The organism is Streptomyces sp. NPDC098101 (genome assembly GCF_044760185.1).
Lineage (GTDB): Bacteria > Actinomycetota > Actinomycetes > Streptomycetales > Streptomycetaceae > Streptomyces.
This window is the reverse complement of sequence record NZ_JBIWAS010000005.1, coordinates 502,155-524,695: the sequence shown is the minus strand read 5'-3', so window position 1 is coordinate 524,695 and position 22,541 is coordinate 502,155. Positions and strand designations below refer to the sequence as shown.

Sequence of the window (22,541 nt, the reverse complement as noted above, 5' to 3'; positions counted from 1 at the left end):
CGGGGCCGCCCCTTCCTACGCGCTACAGGCTCCGCGCAGCGTCACGCGTCCTTCGAGAGGTTCGGGCCGGGGCCGCCCGCCGCCTCGACCGGCGGGGCGTCCGGCAGGGCCGACTTCTCCTCGCCGCGGAAGGTGAACTTGCGCTCCTCGCCCTCGCCCTCCGTGTCCACGACCACGATGTGACCGGGGCGCAGCTCGCCGAAGAGGATCTTCTCCGAGAGCGTGTCCTCGATCTCGCGCTGGATCGTCCGGCGCAGCGGCCGGGCGCCCATCACCGGGTCGTAACCCTTCTTGGCGAGCAGCTCCTTCGCGGACTGGGAGAGCTCGATGCCCATGTCCCGGTCCTTCAGGCGCTCGTCCACGCGGCCGACCATCAGGTCGACGATCTGGAGGATGTCGTCCTGGGTGAGCTGCGGGAAGACGATGATGTCGTCCACACGGTTGAGGAACTCCGGGCGGAAGTGCTGCTTCAGCTCGTCGCTGACCTTCGCCTTCATCCGCTCGTAGTTGGACTTCGTGTCGCCCTGGGCGGCGAAGCCCAGGTTGAAGCCCTTCGAGATGTCCCTGGTCCCGAGGTTGGTCGTCATGATGATGACCGTGTTCTTGAAGTCCACGACCCGGCCCTGGGAGTCGGTCAGGCGACCGTCCTCCAGGATCTGGAGAAGGGAATTGAAGATATCGGGGTGGGCCTTCTCGACCTCGTCGAAGAGGACGACGGAGAACGGCTTGCGGCGCACCTTCTCGGTGAGCTGGCCGCCCTCTTCGTAGCCGACGTATCCGGGCGGCGAACCGAAGAGACGGGAAACCGTGTGCTTCTCGCTGAACTCCGACATGTCGAGGGAGATCATCGCGTCCTCGTCGCCGAAGAGGAATTCGGCGAGGGCCTTCGACAGCTCGGTCTTACCGACACCGGACGGACCGGCGAAGATGAACGAGCCACCGGGACGCTTCGGGTCCTTCAGACCGGCCCGCGTACGGCGGATCGCCCGGGAAAGACCGATGACGGCGTCCTTCTGGCCGATGACGCGCTTGTGGAGCTCGTCCTCCATGCGCAGCAGACGCGAGGACTCCTCCTCGGTCAGCTTGAAGACCGGAATGCCGGTGGCGGTCGCGAGGACCTCGGCGATCAGCTCGCCGTCGACCTCGGCGACGACGTCCATGTCGCCGGCCTTCCACTCCTTCTCGCGCTTGGCCTTCGCGGCGAGGAGCTGCTTCTCCTTGTCGCGCAGGGACGCGGCCTTCTCGAAGTCCTGCGAGTCGATCGCGGACTCCTTGTCGCGGCGGACGCCGGCGATCTTCTCGTCGAACTCGCGGAGGTCCGGCGGCGCGGTCATCCGGCGGATGCGCATCCGGGAGCCGGCCTCGTCGATCAGGTCGATCGCCTTGTCCGGCAGGAAGCGGTCCGAGATGTACCGGTCGGCCAGGGTCGCGGCCTGGACGAGGGCCTCGTCGGTGATGGAGACCCGGTGGTGGGCCTCGTACCGGTCGCGCAGACCCTTGAGGATCTCGATGGTGTGCGGCAGCGACGGCTCGGCGACCTGGATGGGCTGGAAGCGGCGCTCCAGGGCCGCGTCCTTCTCCAGGTACTTCCGGTACTCGTCGAGCGTGGTGGCGCCGATGGTCTGGAGCTCACCGCGGGCCAGCATCGGCTTGAGGATGCTGGCGGCGTCGATCGCGCCCTCGGCGGCGCCCGCACCCACGAGGGTGTGGAGCTCGTCGATGAACAGGATGATGTCGCCGCGGGTGCGGATCTCCTTGAGGACCTTCTTCAGGCGCTCCTCGAAGTCACCGCGGTAGCGGGAGCCGGCGACCAGGGCGCCGAGGTCCAGGGTGTAGAGGTGCTTGTCCTTGAGGGTCTCGGGCACCTCGCCCTTGACGATGGCCTGGGCCAGGCCCTCGACGACGGCGGTCTTGCCGACGCCGGGCTCGCCGATGAGGACCGGGTTGTTCTTGGTGCGGCGGGACAGCACCTGCATGACCCGCTCGATCTCCTTCTCGCGCCCGATGACCGGGTCGAGCTTGGATTCGCGGGCCGCCTGGGTGAGGTTCCGGCCGAACTGGTCGAGGACCAGGGACGTCGAGGGGGTGCCCTCGGCAGGACCGCCGGCCGTGGCGGCTTCCTTGCCCTGGTAGCCGGAGAGCAGCTGGATGACCTGCTGCCGCACCCGGTTGAGATCGGCGCCCAGCTTCACGAGGACCTGGGCGGCGACGCCCTCGCCCTCGCGGATCAGGCCGAGCAGGATGTGCTCGGTGCCGATGTAGTTGTGGCCGAGCTGGAGGGCCTCCCGGAGCGACAGCTCCAGGACCTTCTTGGCACGAGGGGTGAAGGGGATGTGCCCGGACGGGGCCTGCTGGCCCTGGCCGATGATCTCCTCCACCTGCTGGCGGACCGCCTCGAGCGAAATCCCGAGGCTCTCCAGGGCCTTAGCGGCGACACCCTCACCCTCGTGGATAAGGCCCAGAAGGATGTGCTCGGTGCCGATGTAGTTGTGGTTGAGCATCCGGGCTTCTTCCTGAGCCAGGACGACAACCCGCCGCGCGCGGTCGGTGAACCTCTCGAACATCGTTAATCGCTCCTCAGAGCGGTCAGTCAGTTAGGGGTCGATCCCCTCCCTGTCCTTCCGCAGCTTAGTCCCGCAAGCGGGGACCGCTCATTCCAACTGCCGACATCCGTCCGGATCACCCCCTTGTCCGTGGGGAGACCTGCTGCCGAACAGCCGACAAATGCTCCAACCCGATGGTGCGAGACGATGTTCCCGCAGGCCAAGTAGTTAGCCGCGCCTTCAGTACGCCGATGGCGAACGTGAGACGCCGAAGCCCGCGAGGCACCCCTCTCCACTAGGAATGTCTTACCCGTAAGTACCGACACTCCATGCCGCGCACCCCGGTTCCCTCCGCTACCAGCGAACACCCTTGCGCGCTCGAATGCACTCGTACGCCCCATCCCGGACACCTTGCGCGTCCGGCGGGGGACGGTGCGTCACGGCGGAGCGCCTCGGGCACGGGTCCGGAACGGGTCCGGAACGGCTCTCGGGGCGTAACCAAGACGCCCCCGCGGGAGTTCCCCGGGCATGGCCCTCACCGTTCCGTCCCCCCGCGCGCCGCTCGACGACGGTCCGGAGCGGTGGTACGAGGACGAGCTCGGCTGGGCGACGCTGGCGGGCCCGCCGGTGGCGCTGGTCACGGGGCTGCGCTTCGACGTCCTGGAGCTGCCCGCCGCGGCCGGTCGCGGTGTCCTGCGCCGGGTCGGTGCGGCGACCGGGCCGGTGGCCCTGGCGGGGCACCGGATGCGGCTGCTCGTGGCCGCGGGGAGCGCGGAGGAGCTGCCGGGGCTGCTCGACTGGCTGGAGTGGGGCGGGATCGCCCTGGACCTCGCGGTCCTCGGCGCCGACGGCCGGATGGCCGCGCCCCTTCCCCCGGGGCGGGACCGCTCCGGCGCACCGGACGCCCCGGTGTGGCTGCGGGCCCCCGTGCCGGGGCGCGGGGTCGAGGCCTCGCTCCCGGCCCTGCGGGCCGCTCCCCGGGGCGGAGGGGGCGCCCCCTGCCTGGTGCGGCTCGTGGCCGCCGCAGCCGCCGAGTGCCATCGGGTGCGGCTGCTGAGTGCGCGGGCCCGCGGGCCGGCGGCTCAGCAGCTGCCGCCTCAGCGGTTCGCGTCCTCGTAGGCGGCCTTGACCTTCGCCGGGACGCGGCCGCGGTCGTTCACGTCGTGGCCGTTCTCCTTGGCCCACGCGCGGATCTTCGCGGTGTCGGCGCTGCCGCCCGTGGCGGCCCGGCCCTTGCCGCGGGGCGCGGCGGCGCGGCCGCCGGTGCGCCGGCCGCTCTTGGTGTAGGGCTCGAGCAGACCGCGGAGCTTTTCCGCGTTCGCGGTGGTGAGGTCGATCTCGTAGGTCTTGCCGTCCAGCGCGAACGTCACGGTCTCGTCCGCCTCGACGCCGTCGAGGTCGTCGACAAGAAGGACCTGAACCTTCTGTGCCACCGGATTTCCTTTCATCGAAAATGCAGTACGCGGAAAGGAAACCGCTTTTCCCGGAAAAACACAAACCCCTGGGAGAGGTTCAGAACCCCGGCGGCGCGGGAAACGTGCGCGATTCGGACATAGGGTTCCGTGCGGGGTTCCCGGTCGGGTTACGTACGGGTTCCCCGCGGGTTCCGCAGGGGTTCGGGGCGTCGTTCCGGGCCCGCTTCGGGATCGGTTCGGGATCGGTTCGGTCCGCTTCCGGGTCAGAGGTGCAGAAGCATCCGGCTGTTGCCCAAGGTGTTCGGCTTCACTCGTTCGAGACCGAGGAACTCCGCGACTCCCTCGTCATAGGAACGCAGGAGCTCGCTGTAGACATCTCCGTCGACCGGGGTCTCGCCGATCTCGGCGAAGCCGTGCTTCGTGAAGAAGTCGACTTCGAAGGTCAGGCAGAATACCCGCCGCACCCCGAGCCATCGGGCGGTGTGCAACAACTTGTCGAGCACCTGATGTCCGACGCCGGCTCCCCTGAACTCGGGATCGACGGCGAGAGTGCGCACTTCGGCGAGGTCTTCCCACATCACGTGGAGTGCGCCGCAGCCGACGACGACGGCGTCCTCGTCGCGTTCCGCCACCCAGAACTCCTGGATGGACTCGTAAAGCGTCACGGTCGCCTTGTCGAGGAGGATCCCGCGCCGGACGAAAGGATCGACGAGCCGGCGGATCGCGGCGACATCGCCGGTGCGGGCCCTGCGTACGGTGACGGCTTTGGCGGAGGCCGGGGAAGCGGCCGGGGAGACAGACGGCGACATGGGGGGACGCTATCGCTCCTCGGGCCCGGTTTCCCCTCCGGCCTCTTCGCGCGGGGCGGGCGGGGCGGGGGACGGGAGCGGGGTGTCGCGCTGGACGATCCGGACGGCGTCGTCGAGGGCGTCGCGCTGGTCCGGCGACATCATGCCGAAGAAGGCGACGAGGGCGGCGGCGGGATTGTCGCTCCGGCTCCACGCCTCGTTCATCAGCGCGGCCGCGTAGGCGGCGCGGGTGGAGACCGCCGTATACCGATAGGCGCGGCCTTCGACCTCCCGGCGGACCCAGCCCTTCTGGTGGAGATTGTCCATGACGGTCATGACGGTGGTGTAGGCGATGGACCGTTCCTGCTGGAGGTCCTCCAGAACTTCCCGGACGGTCACCGGGCGGTTCCATTGCCATACGCGCGTCATGACGGCGTCTTCGAGCTCTCCCAAAGGACGGGGCACAGCGCCACCATAGTGCGCAAAACGCAGCGAAGCGTCGATTGACGGCAGGAAACCGGGCAGAACCGGGCGCGGGGGCGAACAAAAAGGACGCACGGCCCCGTAAAGGCCGTACGTCCCCGGTGACGCGGACCCCGACGGGGTCAGGAGGCGGCGGGACCGCCCGGCTGGCGGGTGGCCTCGGCGCGGGCGAGGGCGGCGTCGACGGCCGCGTCCTCCTTGGCCTTGTTCGGGCCGCCCTGGCTCTTGACGATCGTGACGACGAGGGCGATGAAGAACGCGGCCATCACGACGGGGGGCAGGAGCGCGGATACGTAGTCCATGGCGACCAGGGTAGCTATCCGGCGGCCCGCTCCTCGGGCGGGGGCGGCGGAACGGGCCTCCGGCGCGGCGGGAACACCTCGGAGGGCTTGGGCACCGGGCGCTCCGTCGGGGCGGGCGGGTTCGGCTTGGGCTCGTCGGCCGCCGTGCGGCCGCCGGGCAGGGCGAGCAGCCGGGCCCTGGGGGCGCGGTCGGCCGCGGGGGCGGTGGCCTGGACGACCCGGGCCAGGCGCGCGCGTACGGAGCGTTCGGCGAGGCCCTGGCAGCGGGCGAGCAGCTCGGCGGCCGCGGGGTTGCGGCGCAGCGCGCGCAGGGCGGCGAGGTCGTCGGCCCCGGGGTCGTACCCGGCGGCCAGCGCGTCCCGGAGGAGCTCCAGGTAGCCGCTGAGGGAGCCCGGCAGGGCCTCGCGGTAGCGGGCCAGGTCGGCGAGGAGGAAGGCGCGCAGCCGGCCGGCCTCGCACACCGCCTCGTCCACGGATTCGGCCAGGCGCAGGCAGTCCTGGACGTCCTCGTCCTGGAGGGGGGCGGGGTGAAGGGCGATGGCAAGGGCGCGGCGGAGCACACGCAGCTCGTCCGCGCTGAACGCCATGCCGCCACGGGATCCGTATGGCGTGGGCATGGGCCGACGGTACGCGCTAATCGGACAATTTTCGCTTAGGGATCATTACGGCGCGCCGGTCGGCAGCCGTTCGGCGGTCCGGGCCCTCCGTCCGTGTCGGCCGCCCCTCTCCGGGAGGGGCGGCCGTACGGGTCCTACATGCGCGAGACGTTCCGCTCGTACACCAGGCGCAGGCCGATCAGGGTCAGCCAGGGCTCGTGCTCGTCGATCTCGGTGGACTCGCCGAGGACCATGGGGGCCAGGCCGCCCGTCGCGATCACGGTCACGTCGGAGGGGTCGCCCTTGGGGCCGACCAGCTCGCGCTTCATCCGGGCCACCACGCCGTCGACCTGGCCCGCGTAGCCGTAGATGATGCCCGACTGCATCGCCTCGACCGTGTTCTTGCCGATCACGTTCCGCGGGCGGGCCAGCTCGATCTTGCGGAGCATCGCCCCGCGCACGCCCAGCGCCTCCACCGAGATCTCGATGCCCGGCGCGATCGCCCCGCCCGCGTACTCGCCGCGCGCGGTGACCGCGTCGTACGTCGTCGCCGTGCCGAAGTCGACGACGATCGCCGGGCCGCCGTACAGCTCGACCGCCGCGGCCGCGTTGATGACGCGGTCCGCGCCGACCTCCTTCGGGTTGTCGGTGATGACCGGGACGCCCGTCTTGACGCCCGGCTCCACCAGGACCGCCGGCACGTCCCCGTAGTACCGGCGGGTGACCTCCCGCAGCTCGTGCAGGACCGAGGGGACCGTCGCGCAGATCGCGATCCCCTCGATGCCGTCGCTCAGCTCGACGCCGAGCAGCGGGTGCATACCCATCAGGCCCTGGAGCAGGACCGCCATCTCGTCGGCGGTCCTGCGCGGATCCGTGGAGATCCGCCAGTGCTCGACGATCTCGTCCCCGTCGAAGAGGCCGAGGACCGTGTGCGTGTTGCCGACGTCGATGGTGAGCAGCATCAGGCCCGCACCTCGCGCAGGTCGAGGCCGATGTCGAGGATCGGGGAGGAGTGGGTGAGGCCGCCGACCGCCAGGTAGTCGACGCCGGTCGCCGCGTACGCCGCCGCGTTCTCCAGGGTGAGGCGGCCCGAGGACTCCAGGACGGCGCGGCCCGCGACGAGCGCCACGGCCTCCTCGGTCTCGGCCGGGGTGAAGTTGTCCAGCAGGATCAGGTCGGCGCCCGCGTCCAGGACCTCGCGGACCTGGTGCATCGTGTCGACCTCGACCTCGATCGGCACCTCGGGGAACAGCTCGCGCACGGCCTTGAAGGCCTCGGCCACGCCGCCGGCCGCCACCACGTGGTTGTCCTTCACCAGGGCCGCGTCCGACAGCGACATCCGGTGGTTGACGCCGCCGCCGCAGCGGACCGCGTACTTCTCCAGGGCGCGCAGGCCCGGCGTCGTCTTGCGGGTGTCGCGGACCTTCGCCCTCGTGCCCTCCAGGGCGTCCGCCCACGCGCGCGTGGCGGTGGCGATGCCGGAGAGGCGGCACAGGATGTTGAGCGCGCTGCGCTCGCCGGTGAGCAGGTCGCGGGTGCGGGCGGTGACGCTCAGGAGCGTCTGCCCGGCCTCGACGCGCTCGCCGTCCTCGACGTGCCGCTCGACCTCGAACTCGTCGGTGCAGACGATCGACAGGACCGCCTCCGCGACCCGCAGGCCGGCCACCACGCCGGCCTCGCGGGCGGTGAAGTCGGCGGTGGCGACGGCCTCCTCGGGGACGGTCGCCACGGTCGTCACGTCGACCCCGCCGTCGAGGTCCTCCGCGATCGCCAGGTGGGCGACGTCCTCCACCTGGACCGGGTCGAGGCCGGCGTCGGCGAGCAGCCCGGCGAGCGCCGGGTCGAGCCCGCACTCGAACTCCTCGCCGCCGCCGCAGCCGCAGCCGTCGCCGCAGCCGCCGGCCTCCTCGGCGGCCGCACCGGGGGCGCTGATCTGGATGAGGGGGACGTCCACGGGCTCGGGACGGGATTCCTCGGGCGTGCTCACTTACGGCTCCCTGGGGGCGTCGACGGTGGGGGAAGGAAGGGTCAGGCGGTGACGGTGGCGGGGAAGTCGTACGTGTCGGTCGTGCGGACGTCGAGCGTCCGCTCCGGCGTCAGGCGTACGACGAGGTGCCGGCGCCAGTGCGCGTCGTCGCGCTCCGGGCGGTCCTCGCGCCAGTGGCAGCCGCGGGTCTCCTCGCGGCGGCGGGCGGCGGCGACCAGGACCCGGGCGACGCACAGCAGGTTGGTGGTCTCCCAGGAGTCCACCCCCGGCTCGGCGGCCTTGCTGTCGTCGGTGCCGCCCGCCACGGCCTCCTCGTGCAGCGCGTCGAGGGCGTCGGCGGCCTCCCGCAGGCTGGCCTCCGAGCGCAGCACCCCGGCGCCGTTCGTCATGATCCGCTGGATGCGGGTCCGGGCGTCCGTCCCCGGCAGCGGCAGGGTCACCGGGGCCGGGTGCGGCACCGGGGCGCCCGCCGCGCGCGGGGCGGCCGCCACGACGTCCTCCACGATCCGCTCGGCGAAGACCAGGCCCTCCAGGAGCGAGTTCGAGGCGAGCCGGTTGGCGCCGTGGACGCCCGTGCAGGCCACCTCTCCGCACGCGTACAGGCCGGGGACGGTGGTCCGGCCCCGCAGGTCGGTGCGGACGCCGCCGGAGGCGTAGTGGGCGGCCGGGGCCACCGGGATCGGCTCGGTCACCGGGTCGATGCCGTGGGCGCGGCAGGCGGCCAGGATCGTCGGGAAGCGCCGCTCCCACATCTCCGCCCCGAAGTGCCGGGCGTCGAGGTACATGTGCTCGGTGCCGTGCTCCTGCATCCGGCGCGTGATCGCCTTGGCGACGACGTCCCGGGGCGCCAGCTCGGCCAGCTCGTGCTGCCCGAGCATGAAGCGGACCCCGTCCGCGTCGACCAGGTGCGCGCCCTCCCCCCGTACCGCCTCGGAGACCAGCGGCTGCTGGCCCTCGGCGCCCGCGCCGAGGAAGAGCACGGTCGGGTGGAACTGGACGAACTCCAGGTCGGAGACCTCGGCCCCGGCGCGCAGCGCGAGGGCCACGCCGTCGCCGGTGGAGACCGCCGGGTTGGTGGTGGCCGAGAAGACCTGGCCCATGCCGCCGGTGGCGAGGACGACCGCGGGCGCGTGGACCGCGCCGACGCCGTCGTGCCGGCCCTCGCCCATGACGTGCAGGGTCACGCCCGCCGTACGGCCCTCGGTGTCCGTGAGGAGGTCCAGGACGAGGGCGTGCTCGATCGTGCGCACGCCCCGGTCGCGTATCGCCTCGACCAGGGCGCGGGAGATCTCGGCGCCGGTCGCGTCGCCGCCCGCGTGGGCGATCCGGCGCCGGTGGTGGCCGCCCTCGCGGGTCAGCGCGATCTCGCCCTCGGAGGTCTTGTCGAAGTCGGCGCCGGTCTCGATGAGCCGGCGGACGGCGTCGGGGCCCTCGGTGACGAGGGTCCGCACGGCCCGCTCGTCGCAGAGCCCGGCGCCCGCGACGAGGGTGTCGTCGAGGTGCTGCTCGGGGGTGTCGCCCTCGCCGAGCGCGGCGGCGATGCCGCCCTGGGCCCAGCGGGTGGAGCCGTCGTCGAGCCGGGCCTTGGTGACCACGACCGTACGGAGCCCGGCGGCGGTGCAGCGCAGGGCGGCGGTGAGGCCGGCGACACCGGAGCCGACCACCACGACGTCGGCGTCGATGGCCCAGCCCGGTGCGGGGGCGTGCAGCCGTATTCCGGTCACTTGGTGGCTCCGAGGGTCGGGGTTTCGGGGCTCGGGGGCCCGAAGCTCAGGGGGATGTTGTCGATGAGGCGCGTGGTGCCCACGCGCGCGGCGACGGCGAGGACCGCGTCGCCGTCGTGGTCGTCGGCGACCTCGGTGAAGTCGGCCGGGTCCACGAGGGCCAGGTAGTCCAGGGTGAGCGGCGGCTCCGCCTGGGCCGCCTCGTCGAGGATCGCGCGGGCGGCGGCGCGTACGGCTCCGGGGCCGCCGCACTCGGCGGCCTGCGCGACCGCGTGGGCGTCGGCGGCGGCCCGGGCCTCGCCGAGCCGGGAGAGCGCCTCGGCCCGGTTCTCGGCCCGGTCCCGTCCGTTCGGCAGGGCGTCGGCACGCGCGCGCAGCGCCTCCTGGGCGGCGAGCCGCTCCCGGCCGGCGAACAGCGCGCGGGACAGCGCCAGGGCGGTGCGGCGCTCCCCGGCCGACAGATAGCGGTTGCGGCTGGAGAGGGCCAGGCCGTCGTCCTCGCGGACGGTCTCCACGCCGACGACCTCGACCGGGAAGTTCAGGTCCCGGACCATGCGCCGGATCAGGGCCAGCTGCTGGGCGTCCTTCTGGCCGAAGAGGGCCAGGTCGGGGGCGGTGAGGTGGAGCAGCTTGGCGACGACGGTCAACATGCCGTCGAAGTGGCCGGGCCGGGAGGCGCCTTCGAGCCGCTCGCCCATGGGGCCCGCGGTGATCCGGACCTGCGGCTCGCCGCCCGGGTAGACCTCGTCCGCGGAGGGCGCGAAGACGACGCTCGCACCCGCGCCGAAGGCGAGTTCCAGGTCGGCGTCCAGGGTGCGCGGGTAGCGGTCGAGGTCCTCGCCCGCGCCGAACTGGAGCGGGTTGACGAAGACGGTGACGACGACGAAGCCGTCCGCCCCCACGCGCGCGCGTGCGGCGCGGATCAGGGTGGCGTGGCCCTCGTGGAGCGCGCCCATGGTCATGACCACCGCGTTGCGCCCGGGCGCACCGTGCCGCGCGACGGCGTCCCGGAGGTCCCGGGCGGTGGGGACCAGCGCGGCGGGCTCGCGGGCGGGCAGGCTCATCGGTCGTCTCCTTGCGGCCCGTCGGCGGGTCCGGTGGTGCCGGTCGTGCCGGTCGTGCCGGGCGCGGCCGACGGGGCCTCGGCGAGCACCCCCAGCAGGTCCTCGGCCAGCTCGGGCTTGAGCAGGCCGTGCGCGAGCGCCCGGTCGGCGGTCGTCCGGGCCATCGCCAGGTAACCGGTGACGGTACCGGGCGCGTGCTTGCGCAGCTCGGCCACGTGAGCGGCGACCGTTCCGGCGTCCCCGCGCGCGACCGGGCCGGTCAGGGCCGCGTCCCCGGACCGCAGCGCGTTGTCCAGGGCGGCGCCCAGGAGGGGGCCGAGCATCCGGTCGGGGGCGGCGACCCCGGCCTTGTGGAGCAGCTCCATCGACTGGGCCACCAGGGTGACCAGGTGGTTCGCGCCGAGGGCGAGGGCCGCGTGGTAGAGCGGGCGGGCCTCCTCGGCGATCCACTCGGGCTCGCCGCCCATCTCGATCACCAGCGCCTCGGCGGCGAGCCGCAGCTCCTCGGGCGCGGTCACCCCGAAGGAGCACCCGGCGAGCCGCTGCACGTCGACGGCGGTGCCGGTGAAGGTCATGGCGGGGTGCAGGGCGAGCGGCAGGGCACCGGCCCGGCGGGCGGGGTCGAGGACCCGCGCCCCGTACCGCCCGGAGGTGTGCGCGATCAGCTGCCCCGGCCGTACGGCCCCGGTGTCCGCGAGGCCCTCGACCAGGCCGGGCAGGGCGTCGTCCGGGACGGTGAGCAGGACCAGGTCCGCGAGGGCGAGGACGCGCGCGGGCTCCACGACCGGCACGTCCGGCAGGAGCGCGGCGGCGCGGCGGCGCGAGGCGTCGGAGACCGCCGAGACGGCGACGGGACGGTGTCCCGCGAGCCGGAGGGAGGCGGCGAGGGCGGGGCCCACCCGTCCGGCGCCGACGACTCCGACGGTGAGCCGGGCGGGTCGGTCCTCGGCGCGGGGCTCTGGCGCTGCTGGTGCGTTCACGGTGGGGACGGCCTTCCGTTCCAGTCCTCGGCGGGTACCGGACGATTTCTGGTCATGCTACGCCAGCGAAGACCGCCCTTCCGTGGCTGTCCACAGGCTGTGGGCGGTGATGTGATGATCGACCCATGGAACCTGTGGAAACCGCTGACACGACGCGTCCGGGGGACATCGCCGACGAGGAGGCGGCCCGGCTCCACCGGGCGGAGGTCTGGGGCGGTGCCCGCCGGAAGCTGTGGCACTCCGCCGCGGACGGCACGGTCGGGGAGCGGCTGCGGGAGCTGGCCGGGTGGGCGGAGGCCGCCGGATACGGCGGGGCGGTGCCCGACGCGTACGGCGACGGCCCGGTGGAGACCCTGGAGCGGCGGGTCGCCGAGGAGCTGGGCCTGCCCGCCGCCGTCTTCTTCCCGACCGGCACCATGGCCCAGCAGGTGGCGCTGCGCTGCTGGGCCGGGCGCACCGGCAGCCCCGTCGTCGCCCTCCACCCGCTCGCCCACCCGGAGGTCCACGAGGGCGGGGCGCTCGGGGCCGTCTCCGGGCTCCGGACCACGCACCCCACCGACGCGCCCCGGCTGCCGACGGCCGAGGAGGTGCGGGACCACCCGGAGCCGTTCGGGACGCTGATGCTGGAGCTGCCGCTGCGGGACGCCGGCTTCGTGCTGCCCGCCTGGGAGGAGCTGGTGGAGGTGGTGGAGGCGGCCCGGGAGCGGGACGCCGTCGTCCACTTCGACGGGGCGCGCCTGTGGGAGTGCCCGACGCACCTCGGCCGGGGGCTCGCGGAGATCGCGGGGCTCGCCGACAGCGTCTACGTGTCGTTCTACAAGTCCCTCGGCGGCCAGTCGGGGGCCGCGCTCGCCGGGCCCGAGGACGTCATGGAGGAGGCCCGGGTCTGGCGGCACCGGTACGGAGGGCAGGTCTTCCAGCAGTACCCGGCGGCGCTCTCCGCGCTCCGGGGCCTGGACGTCGAGCTGCCCCGGCTGCCCGCGTACACGGCCCACGCGCGCGTGGTGGCCGGTGCGCTCCGGGAGGCGTTCGCGGAGGCGGGCACGGGCTGGTTCCGGGTCCACCCCGAGATCCCGCACACCCACCAGTTCCGGGTCTGGCTGCCGTACGCCCCCGAGGTCCTGACGGCCGCGGCCCTCGCCCAGACGGAGGCCACCGGCACCGTCCTCTTCCGCCGCTGGTCCGCCCCGGGCCCGGGCGGCCCGCCGGGCGTCGCCCTGACCGAGCTGACGGTGGCGGGGCCGGGCCTGGAGTGGACGGCGGAGGACGTACGGGAGGCGGCACGGGACTTCCTGTCGCGGCTGCCGGGGGGCGGGGGCTGACGGGAGCTGACGGGAGCCCTCGCACGCCGGGGCCGGGACCGAGGGACTGACCGGAGCCTCGGCACGCCGGGACCGGTCCCAGGGGCCGACCGGCGTCTCTCAGCACGCCGGACGGCGGCCCCCGGAGCGTCCCCAGCGGCGCAGGGCCCTCCGGAAGCCGCCCCCGGCCGGGCGCCCCGCGAGGACCCGTTCGAAGCGGCGCCGGTCGCGGACCGCCCGCAGGACGGCGACGTCGTGGGTGCCGGGCGCCGGGGGCGGCGGCTCCCCGATCGCGGCGGCGCGGTAGGTGTCGAAGAGGTACTGGTGCAGCGCGTTCATGCCCCCACCGTGCGCCGCTCCCCGGCGCCCCGGCCCGCCGTTTGACGAGCCCCGTCAAACGGCGGCCGGACCCGTCCGCGGGCGTCGGTTGACGGCTCCCGTCAATCGGCGCGACACCGCCCCCGCCCCACCCCGCACCATGGTCGGGTGAGCGTGACCATCGACATCACCGGACTGCCGCGCGAGCGGATCTCCTTCTGCCCCTCGCCGCTGGCCGAGCTGGGCGCCGCCCTGCACGCCCTGGCCGAGCCCGCGCACCACGCCCGGCTGCACGCCTGGACCACCACCACGGCCGCCGCGCTGAAGCCCGAGCTCGCGGACCGGCTCCACGAGGCCGATTTCATGTGGCGCTCCACCCGGTCCGACGTCCTGCTGCCCGCCCGCCCCCGCGAGACCCTCGCCGAGGAGCTGGACGACCTCGACCGGATGGACGACGAGAAGTACGTGGGCGCGGCCCTGGAGATCTCCTGCGCCAGCCACTACACGCACGGAGCCCCGTCGCCGCTCGTGGACGACCGGATGCGCCGCCGCGCCCTCGACCTGGCCGCCGCGCGCGGCCCGCGCCAGGCCGCCTTCGTGGAGCGGATGCTCGCGGACCCGCCCGGCACGCGTGCGTGGGTCCGGCGGCTCCTGGAGGACTGCGACGAGGCGTTCTTCGCCGACACCTGGCGCCGCGTCCGGGTCCAGCTCGCCGCCGACGCCCGCCACAAGACCGAGCTGATGCGGCACCGGGGCCTGGCCGAGGCCGTCGCCGACGCCTCCTCCGCGATGGTCCTGGAGGAGGACGAGCACGGCTCCCGGATCGTCGTCGACAAGCTGGTCCAGGGCCGTACCGACGCCGGGGGCACCGGCGTGACGTTCCTGCCGACCGCCTTCGGCTGGCCGCACCTCTTCGCACTGCACGCGCCCGGCTGGCAGCCGGTGGTCCAGTACCCCGTGCCCACTCGCGACCTCGGCGGCGGCGCCCCCGTGGAGGCGGTCAAGCTGCGCCTGGAGGCGGTCGCCCACCCGATGCGGATGCGGCTCTGCCGCAGCCTGGCCCGGGGCGCGTACACGACGAGCGAGCTGGCCGACGCGTACGGCATCACCCCGCCCGAGGTCTCCCGCCACCTCGCGGTCATGAAGAAGGCCGGTCTGGTCACCACCCAGCGGCGCGGCCGGTACGTCCTGCACCAGCTCGACGTGGCCGTCACCGCCCGCCTCGGAAGCGACTTCCTGGAGTCGGTGCTGCGATAGCGAGCGGCGCTATCCAGCGGCGATACGACAGTGAGCGGCGCTCCCCAAAAGCGGTGCCTCGGCAGCGAGCGGCGCTATCCAAAAAAAGCAGCACCCCGCCCCCGTAAGGGAAGCCGCAGCCCTAACTACGCCGCCCCGCCGCCCCCGGCCCGCACCAGACCCGACTCGTACGCGAGGACCACGACCTGGACCCGGTCGCGCAGCCCCAGCTTGGTCAGGATGCGGCCCACGTGCGTCTTGACCGTCGCCTCGGAGAGGACGAGCCGGGCGGCGATCTCGCCGTTCGACAGGCCCTGCGCGACCAGCATCATCACCTCCCGCTCCCGGTCCGTCAGGCGCCCCAGCTCCTTGCGCTCGGGCTCCTTGCCGGTGGACGGCAGCAGCGGCGAGAAGCGGTCGAGGAGACGGCGGGTGGTCGAGGGCGCCACCACGGCGTCCCCGCTGTGCACCGAGCGGATCGCGCCGAGCAGCTCCCCCGGCGGCACGTCCTTCAGCATGAAGCCGCTCGCCCCCGCCTTCAGGCCGGAGAACGCGTACTCGTCGAGGTCGAAGGTGGTCAGGATCAGGACCTTCGGCGGATTCGGCTGCGCGCAGATCCGCCGGGTCGCCTCCACCCCGTCGAGGCGCGGCATCCGCACGTCCATCAGGACGACGTCGACCTCCGTGGACCGCAGCACCTCCAGGGCCTCGGCGCCGTCGCCCGCCTCGGCCACGACCTCCATGTCCGGCTGGGCGGCCAGCACCATGCGGAAACCGGTGCGCAGCAGCACCTGGTCGTCGACGAGCATCACGCGGATGGACATCAGGGGGATTCCTTACGGGTCGTCAGTGGGCGGGTTTGAGCGGGAGCAGGGCGCTGATCCGGAAGCCTCCCCCCGGACGCGGGCCCGCGTCCAGGGTGCCGCCGACCATGCCGACCCGCTCCCTCATGCCGATCAGGCCGTGCCCCCGCCCGTCGGCTCCCCCGTCCTCGTACATCTCCTGCGGCGCGCCCCGGCCGTCGTCCTCGACGAGCAGCCCGAGGCCGTCGTCGAAGTAGACCAGCCGGACGCTGGCGCCCGCGTCCGGCCCGCCGTGCTTGCGGGTGTTGGTGAGGGCCTCCTGCACGATCCGGTACGCGGTGAGCTCGACGCCGCTGGGCAGCGGGCGGGGGCTCCCCTCGATCGCGAAGTCGACGGTGAGGCCGGCGACCCTGACCTGCTCGACGAGGTCCTCGATCTGGCCCACGTCGGGCTGCGGCACGTACTCCCCGGCCTCCTGATGCTCCCCGGTGCGCAGGATGCCGAGGAGCCTGCGCATCTCGGCGAGCGCCTGCCGGCCGGTGGTGGAGATGGTCTCCAGGGCCTGCTTCGCGGTCTCCGGGGAGGAGTCCATGACGTAGGCGGCGCCGTCGGCCTGGACCACCATCACCGACACGTTGTGCGCGACGACGTCGTGCAGCTCGCGGGCGATCCTGGCCCGCTCGGCGGCGACCGCGACCTTGGCCTGGGCCTCGCGCTCCCGCTCCAGGCGGGAGGCCCGCTCCTCCAGCTGCGCGAAGTAGGCGCGGCGGGTGCGCAGGGAGTCCCCGAGGACCCAGGCGAGGGCGAACGGCACGGTCATGAAGATCGTGAAGAAGACCCGGGCGGCACCGGAGGAGGGCTCCTCCATCGGCCATCTGAGCTGGGAGAGCGTGGCGGCGCTCAGTCCGCCGACGAGGGCGAGCCGGGACGCCCAGCGCGGTCCGTCGTGCACCGCGACCGTGTAGACGATCACGAACATGGCGAAGTCGGCCAGGAACGGCGTCAGGTCGAGCGCCAGCTGGGCGACGCCGAGGGCGACCGAGAGCAGCAGCATCTTCTCGGGGGCCCGCCGGCGAAGGGCCACGACCAGCGAGAAGAGCGCGGCGACGATCGCGTACGCGACGGGATGGCCGAACGTCGTCACGGAACTCGCCACCCACAGCAGGGACAACCCGAAGAGGACGACGGCCCAGAAGGTGTCGACGCCCGTCGGGTGTCTGCGGAGGAAGTCGTAGAGGCGCTGCACGTCACCCAGCGTAGGGAAGGGGAAAGGTTCAGGGATCAACCGCGGGGGCGATCCTTGCGTCGGAGACCGTACTCCCCGAGGTGGAGACTGGGGCACGTGACGGACGAGACGCGGCGGTGGCGGGGGTGGCGGGAGGCCACGGAGCGGGCGCTGTACGGCCCGGGGGGCTTCTTCCTGCGGCCCGAGGGACCCGCCGGGCACTTCCGCACCTCGGTGCACGCCTCCCCGCTCTTCGCGGGGGCCGTGGCCCGGCTCCTCGGCGAGGTCGCGGAGGAGCTGGGGACGGACGGGGTCGACTTCGTGGACGTGGGCGCGGGGCGCGGGGAGCTGCTCGCGGGGGTGCTGGCGGCGACCGCCGGGAGCGGGCTCGCGGTCCGGGCGTACGGGGTCGAGCGCGCCGCCCGCCCGGACGGGCTCGACCCCCGGGTGGTGTGGACGGACCGGCCGCCGCGCGGGGCGCGGGGGCTGCTCTTCGCGAACGAGTGGCTGGACAACGTGCCGGTGGACGTGGCCGAGGCGGACGCGGCGGGCACGGTCCGGTACGTGGAGGTGCGCGCGGACGGCGCGGAACGGCTCGGCGGGCCCGTTTCCGGCGCGGACGCGGAGTGGCTGGAGCGCTGGTGGCCGCTGCGGGAGCCCGGGGCGCGGGCCGAGATCGGGCGGCCCCGCGACGAGGCCTGGGCGTCGGCGGTGGCGTCCCTGGCGGCGGGCCGCGCGGTGGCCGTGGACTACGCGCACGTACGGGGCTCCCGGCCGCCCTTCGGCTCCCTGACCGGCTTCCGCGCGGGCCGCGAGGTCCCGCCGGTCCCGGACGGCTCCCGCGACCTGACGTCCCACGTGGCGCTCGACGCGTGCGCGGCGGCCGTGGGAGGGGGGTCCTCCGGAGGGCCGTCTTCCGGAGGCGCGTTCCCCGGAGAGGCGTCTTCCGGAGGCACGTTCCCGGCAGAGGCCGCCCCGGAGCTGGTCACGCAGCGGGAGGCGCTGCGGCGGCTCGGGGTGACCGGGGACCGGCCGCCGCTCGCGCTCGCCTCGACCGATCCCGCCGGATACGTCCGGGCCCTCTCCTCGGCCGGCGAGGCCGCCGAGCTGACCGCCCGGGGCGGCCTCGGGGACTTCCTCTGGCTGACCCGGCGGGTTCCCCCGGAAGAGGGGCCTTAGGGGCGGGCCCCGTACGGGAGATACTGGCCGCATGACGGAGACGACGGTCGGAATCGGCGGCGCGGCGGAGAGCACCGACATGGTGCTGAACATCGGGCCGCAGCACCCCTCGACCCACGGCGTGCTCCGGCTCCGGCTCGTCCTGGACGGCGAGGTGATCCGGTCGGCCGAGCCGGTGGTCGGCTACATGCACCGGGGGGCCGAGAAGCTCTTCGAGGCGCGGGACTACCGGCAGATCGTCATGCTGGCCAACCGGCACGACTGGCTGTCCGCCTTCTCCAGCGAGCTGGGCGTGGTGATGGCCGTCGAGCGGATGCTGGGCATGGAGGTCCCGGAGCGCGCGGTGTGGACCCGTACGCTCCTCGCCGAGCTGAACCGGGTCCTCAACCACCTCATGTTCCTCGGCTCGTACCCCCTCGAACTGGGCGGGATCACCCCGGTCTTCCACGCCTTCCGGGAGCGCGAGGAGCTCCAGGCGGTGATGGAGGAGGCGTCCGGCGGCCGGATGCACTACATGTTCAACCGGGTCGGCGGCCTCAAGGAGGACCTGCCGGCCGGATGGACGGGTCGGGCGCGGCAGGCCGTCGTGGACGTGCGGTCGCGGATGGACGTGTACGACCGGCTCGTCCTCGGCAACGAGATCTTCCGGGGCCGTACGCGCGGGATCGGGGTCCTGTCGCGGGAGGCGGTCCACGCGTACGGGGTGTCGGGGCCGATCGCCCGCGCCTCGGGCGTCGACTTCGACCTGCGCCGCGACGAGCCGTACCTCGCGTACGGGGAGCTGGCGGACGTCCTGCGGGTGGCGGTGCGGGAGGAGGGCGACTGCCTGGCCCGGTTCGAGTGCCTCCTGGAGCAGACGCACAACTCCCTGAACCTGGCGGACGCCTGCCTGGACCGGATGGAGGAGCTGCCGCCGGGGCCGGTCAACCAGCGGCTGCCGAAGGTCCTGAAGGCGCCGGAGGGCCACACGTACGCGTGGACCGAGAACCCGCTCGGCGTCAACGGCTACTACCTGGTGTCGAAGGGCGAGAAGACCCCGTACCGGCTGAAGCTGCGCTCGGCCTCCTTCAACAACATCCAGGCGCTCGCCGAGTTGCTGCCGGGGACGCTGGTGGCCGACATGGTGGCGATCCTGGGCTCGCTCTTCTTCGTCGTCGGCGACATCGACAAGTAGGAGACAAGTAGGACCCGCCGCTATCCGTGTCGACGGGTAGGACCCGGCGTTATCCGTCCTCGCGGCGCATCACCGCGTACACGCGTCCCGACGTGCCGGGCGTGCGCCGGTCGGCGACGGTCCAGCCCCAGTGCTCGTACCGCTTCGTCAGTTCCGGTACGTCGAGGGTCATCAGGAGCCGCGGGCCCGGGGCGGCCGCGAGGATCGCGTCGTGGAGGGCGCGGCCGGTGCCGAGGCCCTGGTGGGCGGGGGCGACGACGAGTTCGGCGAGTTCGAAGGCGGGCTCCCGGCCGGTCAGGACGGTGTCGGTCCAGCCGGCCGCGAAGCCCAGGAGCTCGTCGTCGGGGCCGAAGGCGGCGACGGCCCGGAAGTCGGGCCGCCCGGCCGCCGAGCCGAGCAGCCGCTCCACGGTCCGTACGGCGCCGAGCGGCGGCTCGTGCCAGGGGGCGCCGCAGAAGGCCTGGGCGCACAGGGCGAGCAGTTCGTCCCGGCGGCGGGCGACCTCACCGGCGGGGAAGTCGGCGAGGCGGTGCGTCACGAGTTCACGGCCCCGCGCAGCTCCGCCAGGTCGAGCTGTTCCGTCTCGTCGTGCGCGGTCAGGTCGATGACCTGGCCGATCGTCCGCGGCGGCACGGGGGTGCCGGGGGCGGGGCCGGTGACGGGGGTGAGGGCGGGGGCGCCGGTCCGCTCGGTCTCGGCGGCCAGGACCTCCTCGCCCACGACGTCGGCGAGGTCGGTGTTCTGCACGGCCTCGATGGCGTCGGCCGTCTTCTGCGTGCCGAAGAAGTCGAAGCCGCCCTCGGGACGCGGGACGGGCCTGCGGGAGGCGTACGGGACGATGGCGGCCGCGATCGCCACGGGGGCGGGGGCGGGGGCGGCCGGGAGCGCGAGGGCGGGGGCGGCCGGCCGGGTGTGCTGCTCGGTCCCGGCGACCGCCGCGTGCTTCCCCTGCGGTTCCTCCGTCTCCCGGGCGCGCTCGGCCAGGTCGCGGGCGCGGGCGGCCTCGGCGGTGCGGCGGGCCTGCTGGGCGGCGGCGTTGCGCGGGAGGTCGCGCAGAGCCCGGGCGGCGCGGCGGAAGGCCTCGGGGGTGGGCGTGGAGCCGGCGGCCGGGAGGGCCTTGGCGTCGCCGTGGCCCGCGCTCTCCAGGGCGAGGACGCGGCGGCCCTCCAGGGCGCTGGCCCGCTCGGTCTCGGCGGTGGCGTAGCGGCGGAGCAGGTCGGCGTGCTCGCCGCGCAGTCCGGCGAGCTCCACGCGCTTGGCGCGGAGCTTGGCGTCGAGCCGGGCGCGCAGCGCGCGGGACTCGTCGAGGTCGGACTCCAGTTCGGCGAGGCGTTCCTCGGCCTTCCACTGGTCGGCGGCGCGCGCCCGCTCGGTCTCGGCGACGCGCAGTCCGGCGCTCCGGTCCCAACTGCGCATGAGGACGGCGCCGGTGACGGCCGCGGCCGCCGCGGCGGCGGTCAGCAGCCGTACGACCACCAGGTCTCCGGGCAGCCAGGCGGCCGCGGCGCACACGACCGCGGCGCCGGCGACCGCGGAGGGCGGCAGCAGCTTGTGCAGAGGCGGGGAATGGCGGTGGCGTCCACGTGGCATGGCCTGAAATTTACCGTGCGTAGGCGCCATGTGGGGGGTCGGCCCGGCAATCTCTTGGCCACTTCTCGTCACCGGAAGTGGATATCGACCGTTCCGGTTCCGTTTCGGGCCGACTCCCCCCGCCCCGCGCCTACTTCTTGAGCAGCCCCTTCGTCGTCAGATAGTCCTTGGCGACGTCCTCCGGCTTCGCCCGCTCGGCATCCACCTTGCGGTTGAGTTCGGCGAGATCCGCTGTGGTGAGCACCTTGGTGATCTTGTCGAGGGCGGCGGCGATCTCGGGAGAACCGGCGTCCTCGGCGTTGACCACGGGCAGCACGTTGTCGGCGTTCTGGAGCTTCTTGTCGTCGGCGAGGAAGACGAGCCCGTAGTTCTCGATCGTGGCGTCCGTGGTGGTCGTCAGGACCAGCTGGTCCACCCCGTCCTTGACGGCCTGCTTGGCCTGCGGGGTGCCGACGCCCTTGGGGTCGATCCCGGCCACGTCGATCCCGTACGTCTTCTTCAGACCGGGGGCGCAGAAGGGGCGCACAGCGCATTCGTCACCGGCGGCGATCTTCACCTTGATCTTGGAGGCGCCGAGATCGGAAAGCGTCTTCAGCTTGTTCTTCTCGGCGAATTCCTTCGACACCGCGAAGGCGTTCTGGTCGACCGCCTCTCCGACCGCGAGGACCTTCAGACCGCGCGGCTCGGCGAGCTTCCGCAGCGCCTCGACGGTGGCCGCCGCGTCGCCCGAGGCGACCGGCTTCTCCTCGGGCGCCTTCGGCCCGTTCACCTTCGCGTTGAGGAATTCCGCGATCGTCGCCGCGTATTCCGGGACGACGTCGATCTCGCCCTTCTCCAGGGAAGGCTCGTACAGCTCGCGATTCTTCACCGTGGTGATCGAGACGGAGTATCCGGCGTCCCGCAGCGACTGGGCGTACAGCTCGGCGAGGACCTTGGCCTCGGTGAAGGCGGCCGCGCCGACCACCAGCGAGCCCTTCGACCCGCCGCCCGAACCGCCGGAGCTCCCGGAGCCGTTCTTCTTGCCGTCCTCCAGGCTGTCACCGCCGCACGCCGCGAGGGCGGCGGTCAGCGCCGCCGTACCCAGCAGCGCGCCCGCGATACGCGAGACCCTGTTCACGAGATCACCCATCCACTCGGCTTCGTCAGATCGTTCTGTTCTTCGGCACGCGCGCGTGCCCCGGCCCCGACAGGAGCCGGTCGGCACCGGCGAGCACGCCCTCCACCAGGAGGGCGAGCAGGGCCACGAGCACCGCGCCCGCCACCACCTGCCCCGTGTCGTACGTGGCGAACCCGGCCGTGATGATCCGGCCGAGACCGCCCTGGCCGACCATCGCCGCGACCGTGGCCGTGGCGACCACCTGCACCGCGGCCGAGCGGACGCCGGTCATCACCACCGGCCGGGCCAGCGGCAGTTCCACCCGCAGGAAGACCTGCCCGCCCGTCATCCCCATGCCCCGCGCGGCCCGCACCGCGGCCCGGTCCACCTCCCGCACCCCCACGTACGCGTTGGTCAGGAGCGGGGGCACGGCGAAGAGCACCAGGGCCACCACGGTCGGCACGTATCCGGCGTTCCGCAGGGGCGACACCATGAAGAGGGCGAGGACCGCGAAGACGGGGACCGCCCGCCCCACGTTCGACACGTTCACCGCGAGCGTCCCGCCCCGGCCCAGGTGGCCCAGCCACAGGCCCAGCGGCAGCGCGAGCGCCGCGGCGATCAGGAGCGCGAGCCCGCTCACGTACACGTGCTCGGCGAGCCGCTGCCCTATGCCGCCGTCCCCCGCCCAGTGCGCGCCGGTGGTGAGCCAGCCCCAGGCGTCCGTCACGACCCCCACC

General features: G+C 73.6%; 23 protein-coding genes. 5 read left to right on the top strand and 18 right to left on the bottom strand.

Annotated elements, in window-relative coordinates; all coding sequences use genetic code 11:
* Positions 1–41: 41 nt before the first annotated feature.
* On the bottom strand, positions 42–2,564 hold the full coding sequence (locus ACIQVI_RS25315; RefSeq protein ID WP_053646569.1) for an ATP-dependent Clp protease ATP-binding subunit: 2,523 nt from the start codon (positions 2,562–2,564) through the stop codon (positions 42–44).
* Positions 2,565–3,071: 507 nt separating this feature from the next.
* Here ACIQVI_RS25315 and ACIQVI_RS25310 point away from each other — a divergent pair.
* Entirely contained in the window at positions 3,072–3,662 is a 591-nt protein-coding gene (locus ACIQVI_RS25310) for an SCO3374 family protein (RefSeq protein WP_403599706.1), read from the top strand.
* On the opposite strand, the gene ACIQVI_RS25305 is transcribed toward ACIQVI_RS25310, so the two are convergent.
* The 10 genes from ACIQVI_RS25305 to ACIQVI_RS25260 form a co-directional block, all read right to left on the bottom strand.
* On the bottom strand, positions 3,641–3,976 hold the full coding sequence (locus ACIQVI_RS25305) for an Lsr2 family protein (RefSeq protein WP_121832325.1): 336 nt from the start codon (positions 3,974–3,976) through the stop codon (positions 3,641–3,643). The genes ACIQVI_RS25310 and ACIQVI_RS25305 overlap by 22 nt on opposite strands.
* Before the next feature lie 245 nt (positions 3,977–4,221).
* Complete coding sequence (locus tag ACIQVI_RS25300; RefSeq protein ID WP_121832324.1) at positions 4,222–4,767, bottom strand: amino-acid N-acetyltransferase; 546 nt, start codon at positions 4,765–4,767, stop codon at positions 4,222–4,224.
* A 9-nt stretch (positions 4,768–4,776) separates the two neighbouring features.
* A complete protein-coding gene (locus ACIQVI_RS25295; RefSeq protein ID WP_351973317.1) occupies positions 4,777–5,211 on the bottom strand; it encodes a BlaI/MecI/CopY family transcriptional regulator in 435 nt (144 codons plus the stop codon).
* Positions 5,212–5,351: 140 nt separating this feature from the next.
* Positions 5,352–5,531, bottom strand: coding sequence for a hypothetical protein (locus ACIQVI_RS25290; RefSeq protein WP_121832322.1), 180 nt, complete (start codon positions 5,529–5,531; stop codon positions 5,352–5,354).
* A 14-nt stretch (positions 5,532–5,545) separates the two neighbouring features.
* Entirely contained in the window at positions 5,546–6,118 is a 573-nt protein-coding gene (locus tag ACIQVI_RS25285; protein ID WP_351973325.1) for a hypothetical protein, read from the bottom strand.
* Positions 6,119–6,282: 164 nt separating this feature from the next.
* Complete coding sequence (locus ACIQVI_RS25280; protein WP_351973318.1) at positions 6,283–7,089, bottom strand: type III pantothenate kinase; 807 nt, start codon at positions 7,087–7,089, stop codon at positions 6,283–6,285.
* The gene (nadC, locus tag ACIQVI_RS25275) at positions 7,089–8,114 is read right to left on the bottom strand and encodes a carboxylating nicotinate-nucleotide diphosphorylase (protein ID WP_351973319.1); all 1,026 of its coding nucleotides are present in this window, start codon (positions 8,112–8,114) and stop codon (positions 7,089–7,091) included. The genes ACIQVI_RS25280 and nadC overlap by 1 nt, the downstream gene beginning before the upstream one ends.
* A 41-nt stretch (positions 8,115–8,155) precedes the next feature.
* Entirely contained in the window at positions 8,156–9,838 is a 1,683-nt protein-coding gene (locus ACIQVI_RS25270; RefSeq protein ID WP_403599700.1) for an L-aspartate oxidase, read from the bottom strand.
* On the bottom strand, positions 9,835–10,902 hold the full coding sequence (gene panC, locus ACIQVI_RS25265) for a pantoate--beta-alanine ligase (RefSeq protein WP_403599696.1): 1,068 nt from the start codon (positions 10,900–10,902) through the stop codon (positions 9,835–9,837). Before panC ends, ACIQVI_RS25270 begins: the two co-directional genes overlap by 4 nt.
* Positions 10,899–11,882, bottom strand: a complete 984-nt coding sequence (locus ACIQVI_RS25260) for a Rossmann-like and DUF2520 domain-containing protein (RefSeq protein WP_403599693.1) — start codon at positions 11,880–11,882, stop codon at positions 10,899–10,901. The genes panC and ACIQVI_RS25260 overlap by 4 nt, the downstream gene beginning before the upstream one ends.
* 125 nt (positions 11,883–12,007) lie before the next feature.
* On the opposite strand from ACIQVI_RS25260, the gene ACIQVI_RS25255 reads away from it, so the two are divergent.
* Entirely contained in the window at positions 12,008–13,204 is a 1,197-nt protein-coding gene (locus tag ACIQVI_RS25255) for a threonine aldolase family protein (protein ID WP_403599690.1), read from the top strand.
* A gap of 99 nt (positions 13,205–13,303) precedes the next feature.
* Here the strand turns inward: ACIQVI_RS25255 and ACIQVI_RS25250 are convergent, their stop codons facing one another.
* Positions 13,304–13,522, bottom strand: coding sequence for a hypothetical protein (locus ACIQVI_RS25250; protein WP_403599687.1), 219 nt, complete (start codon positions 13,520–13,522; stop codon positions 13,304–13,306).
* A 153-nt stretch (positions 13,523–13,675) separates the two neighbouring features.
* On the opposite strand from ACIQVI_RS25250, the gene ACIQVI_RS25245 reads away from it, so the two are divergent.
* A complete protein-coding gene (locus ACIQVI_RS25245) occupies positions 13,676–14,758 on the top strand; it encodes a DUF5937 family protein (RefSeq protein ID WP_403599822.1) in 1,083 nt (360 codons plus the stop codon).
* A gap of 125 nt (positions 14,759–14,883) precedes the next feature.
* On the opposite strand, the gene ACIQVI_RS25240 is transcribed toward ACIQVI_RS25245, so the two are convergent.
* The gene (locus ACIQVI_RS25240; RefSeq protein ID WP_403599684.1) at positions 14,884–15,561 is read right to left on the bottom strand and encodes a response regulator; all 678 of its coding nucleotides are present in this window, start codon (positions 15,559–15,561) and stop codon (positions 14,884–14,886) included.
* A gap of 22 nt (positions 15,562–15,583) precedes the next feature.
* Positions 15,584–16,786, bottom strand: a complete 1,203-nt coding sequence (locus ACIQVI_RS25235; protein ID WP_351971755.1) for a sensor histidine kinase — start codon at positions 16,784–16,786, stop codon at positions 15,584–15,586.
* A gap of 96 nt (positions 16,787–16,882) precedes the next feature.
* Between ACIQVI_RS25235 and ACIQVI_RS25230 the strand changes: the two genes are divergently transcribed.
* A complete protein-coding gene (locus ACIQVI_RS25230) occupies positions 16,883–17,944 on the top strand; it encodes an SAM-dependent methyltransferase (protein ID WP_403599680.1) in 1,062 nt (353 codons plus the stop codon).
* Positions 17,945–17,975: 31 nt separating this feature from the next.
* On the top strand, positions 17,976–19,118 hold the full coding sequence (locus ACIQVI_RS25225; protein WP_403599677.1) for an NADH-quinone oxidoreductase subunit D: 1,143 nt from the start codon (positions 17,976–17,978) through the stop codon (positions 19,116–19,118).
* Positions 19,119–19,167: 49 nt separating this feature from the next.
* Here the strand turns inward: ACIQVI_RS25225 and ACIQVI_RS25220 are convergent, their stop codons facing one another.
* The 4 genes from ACIQVI_RS25220 to ACIQVI_RS25205 all read right to left on the bottom strand — a co-directional run bounded on the left by ACIQVI_RS25220 (position 19,168) and on the right by ACIQVI_RS25205 (position 22,540).
* Positions 19,168–19,656, bottom strand: coding sequence for a GNAT family N-acetyltransferase (locus ACIQVI_RS25220; protein WP_403599674.1), 489 nt, complete (start codon positions 19,654–19,656; stop codon positions 19,168–19,170).
* Positions 19,653–20,708 (bottom strand): hypothetical protein, encoded by a 1,056-nt coding sequence (locus ACIQVI_RS25215; RefSeq protein WP_403599671.1) that lies wholly within the window; start codon positions 20,706–20,708, stop codon positions 19,653–19,655. Before ACIQVI_RS25215 ends, ACIQVI_RS25220 begins: the two co-directional genes overlap by 4 nt.
* A gap of 130 nt (positions 20,709–20,838) precedes the next feature.
* The gene (locus ACIQVI_RS25210; RefSeq protein WP_403599669.1) at positions 20,839–21,837 is read right to left on the bottom strand and encodes an ABC transporter substrate-binding protein; all 999 of its coding nucleotides are present in this window, start codon (positions 21,835–21,837) and stop codon (positions 20,839–20,841) included.
* 13 nt (positions 21,838–21,850) lie between these two features.
* Complete coding sequence (locus ACIQVI_RS25205; protein WP_403599666.1) at positions 21,851–22,540, bottom strand: ABC transporter permease; 690 nt, start codon at positions 22,538–22,540, stop codon at positions 21,851–21,853.
* Position 22,541: the final 1 nt, after the last annotated feature.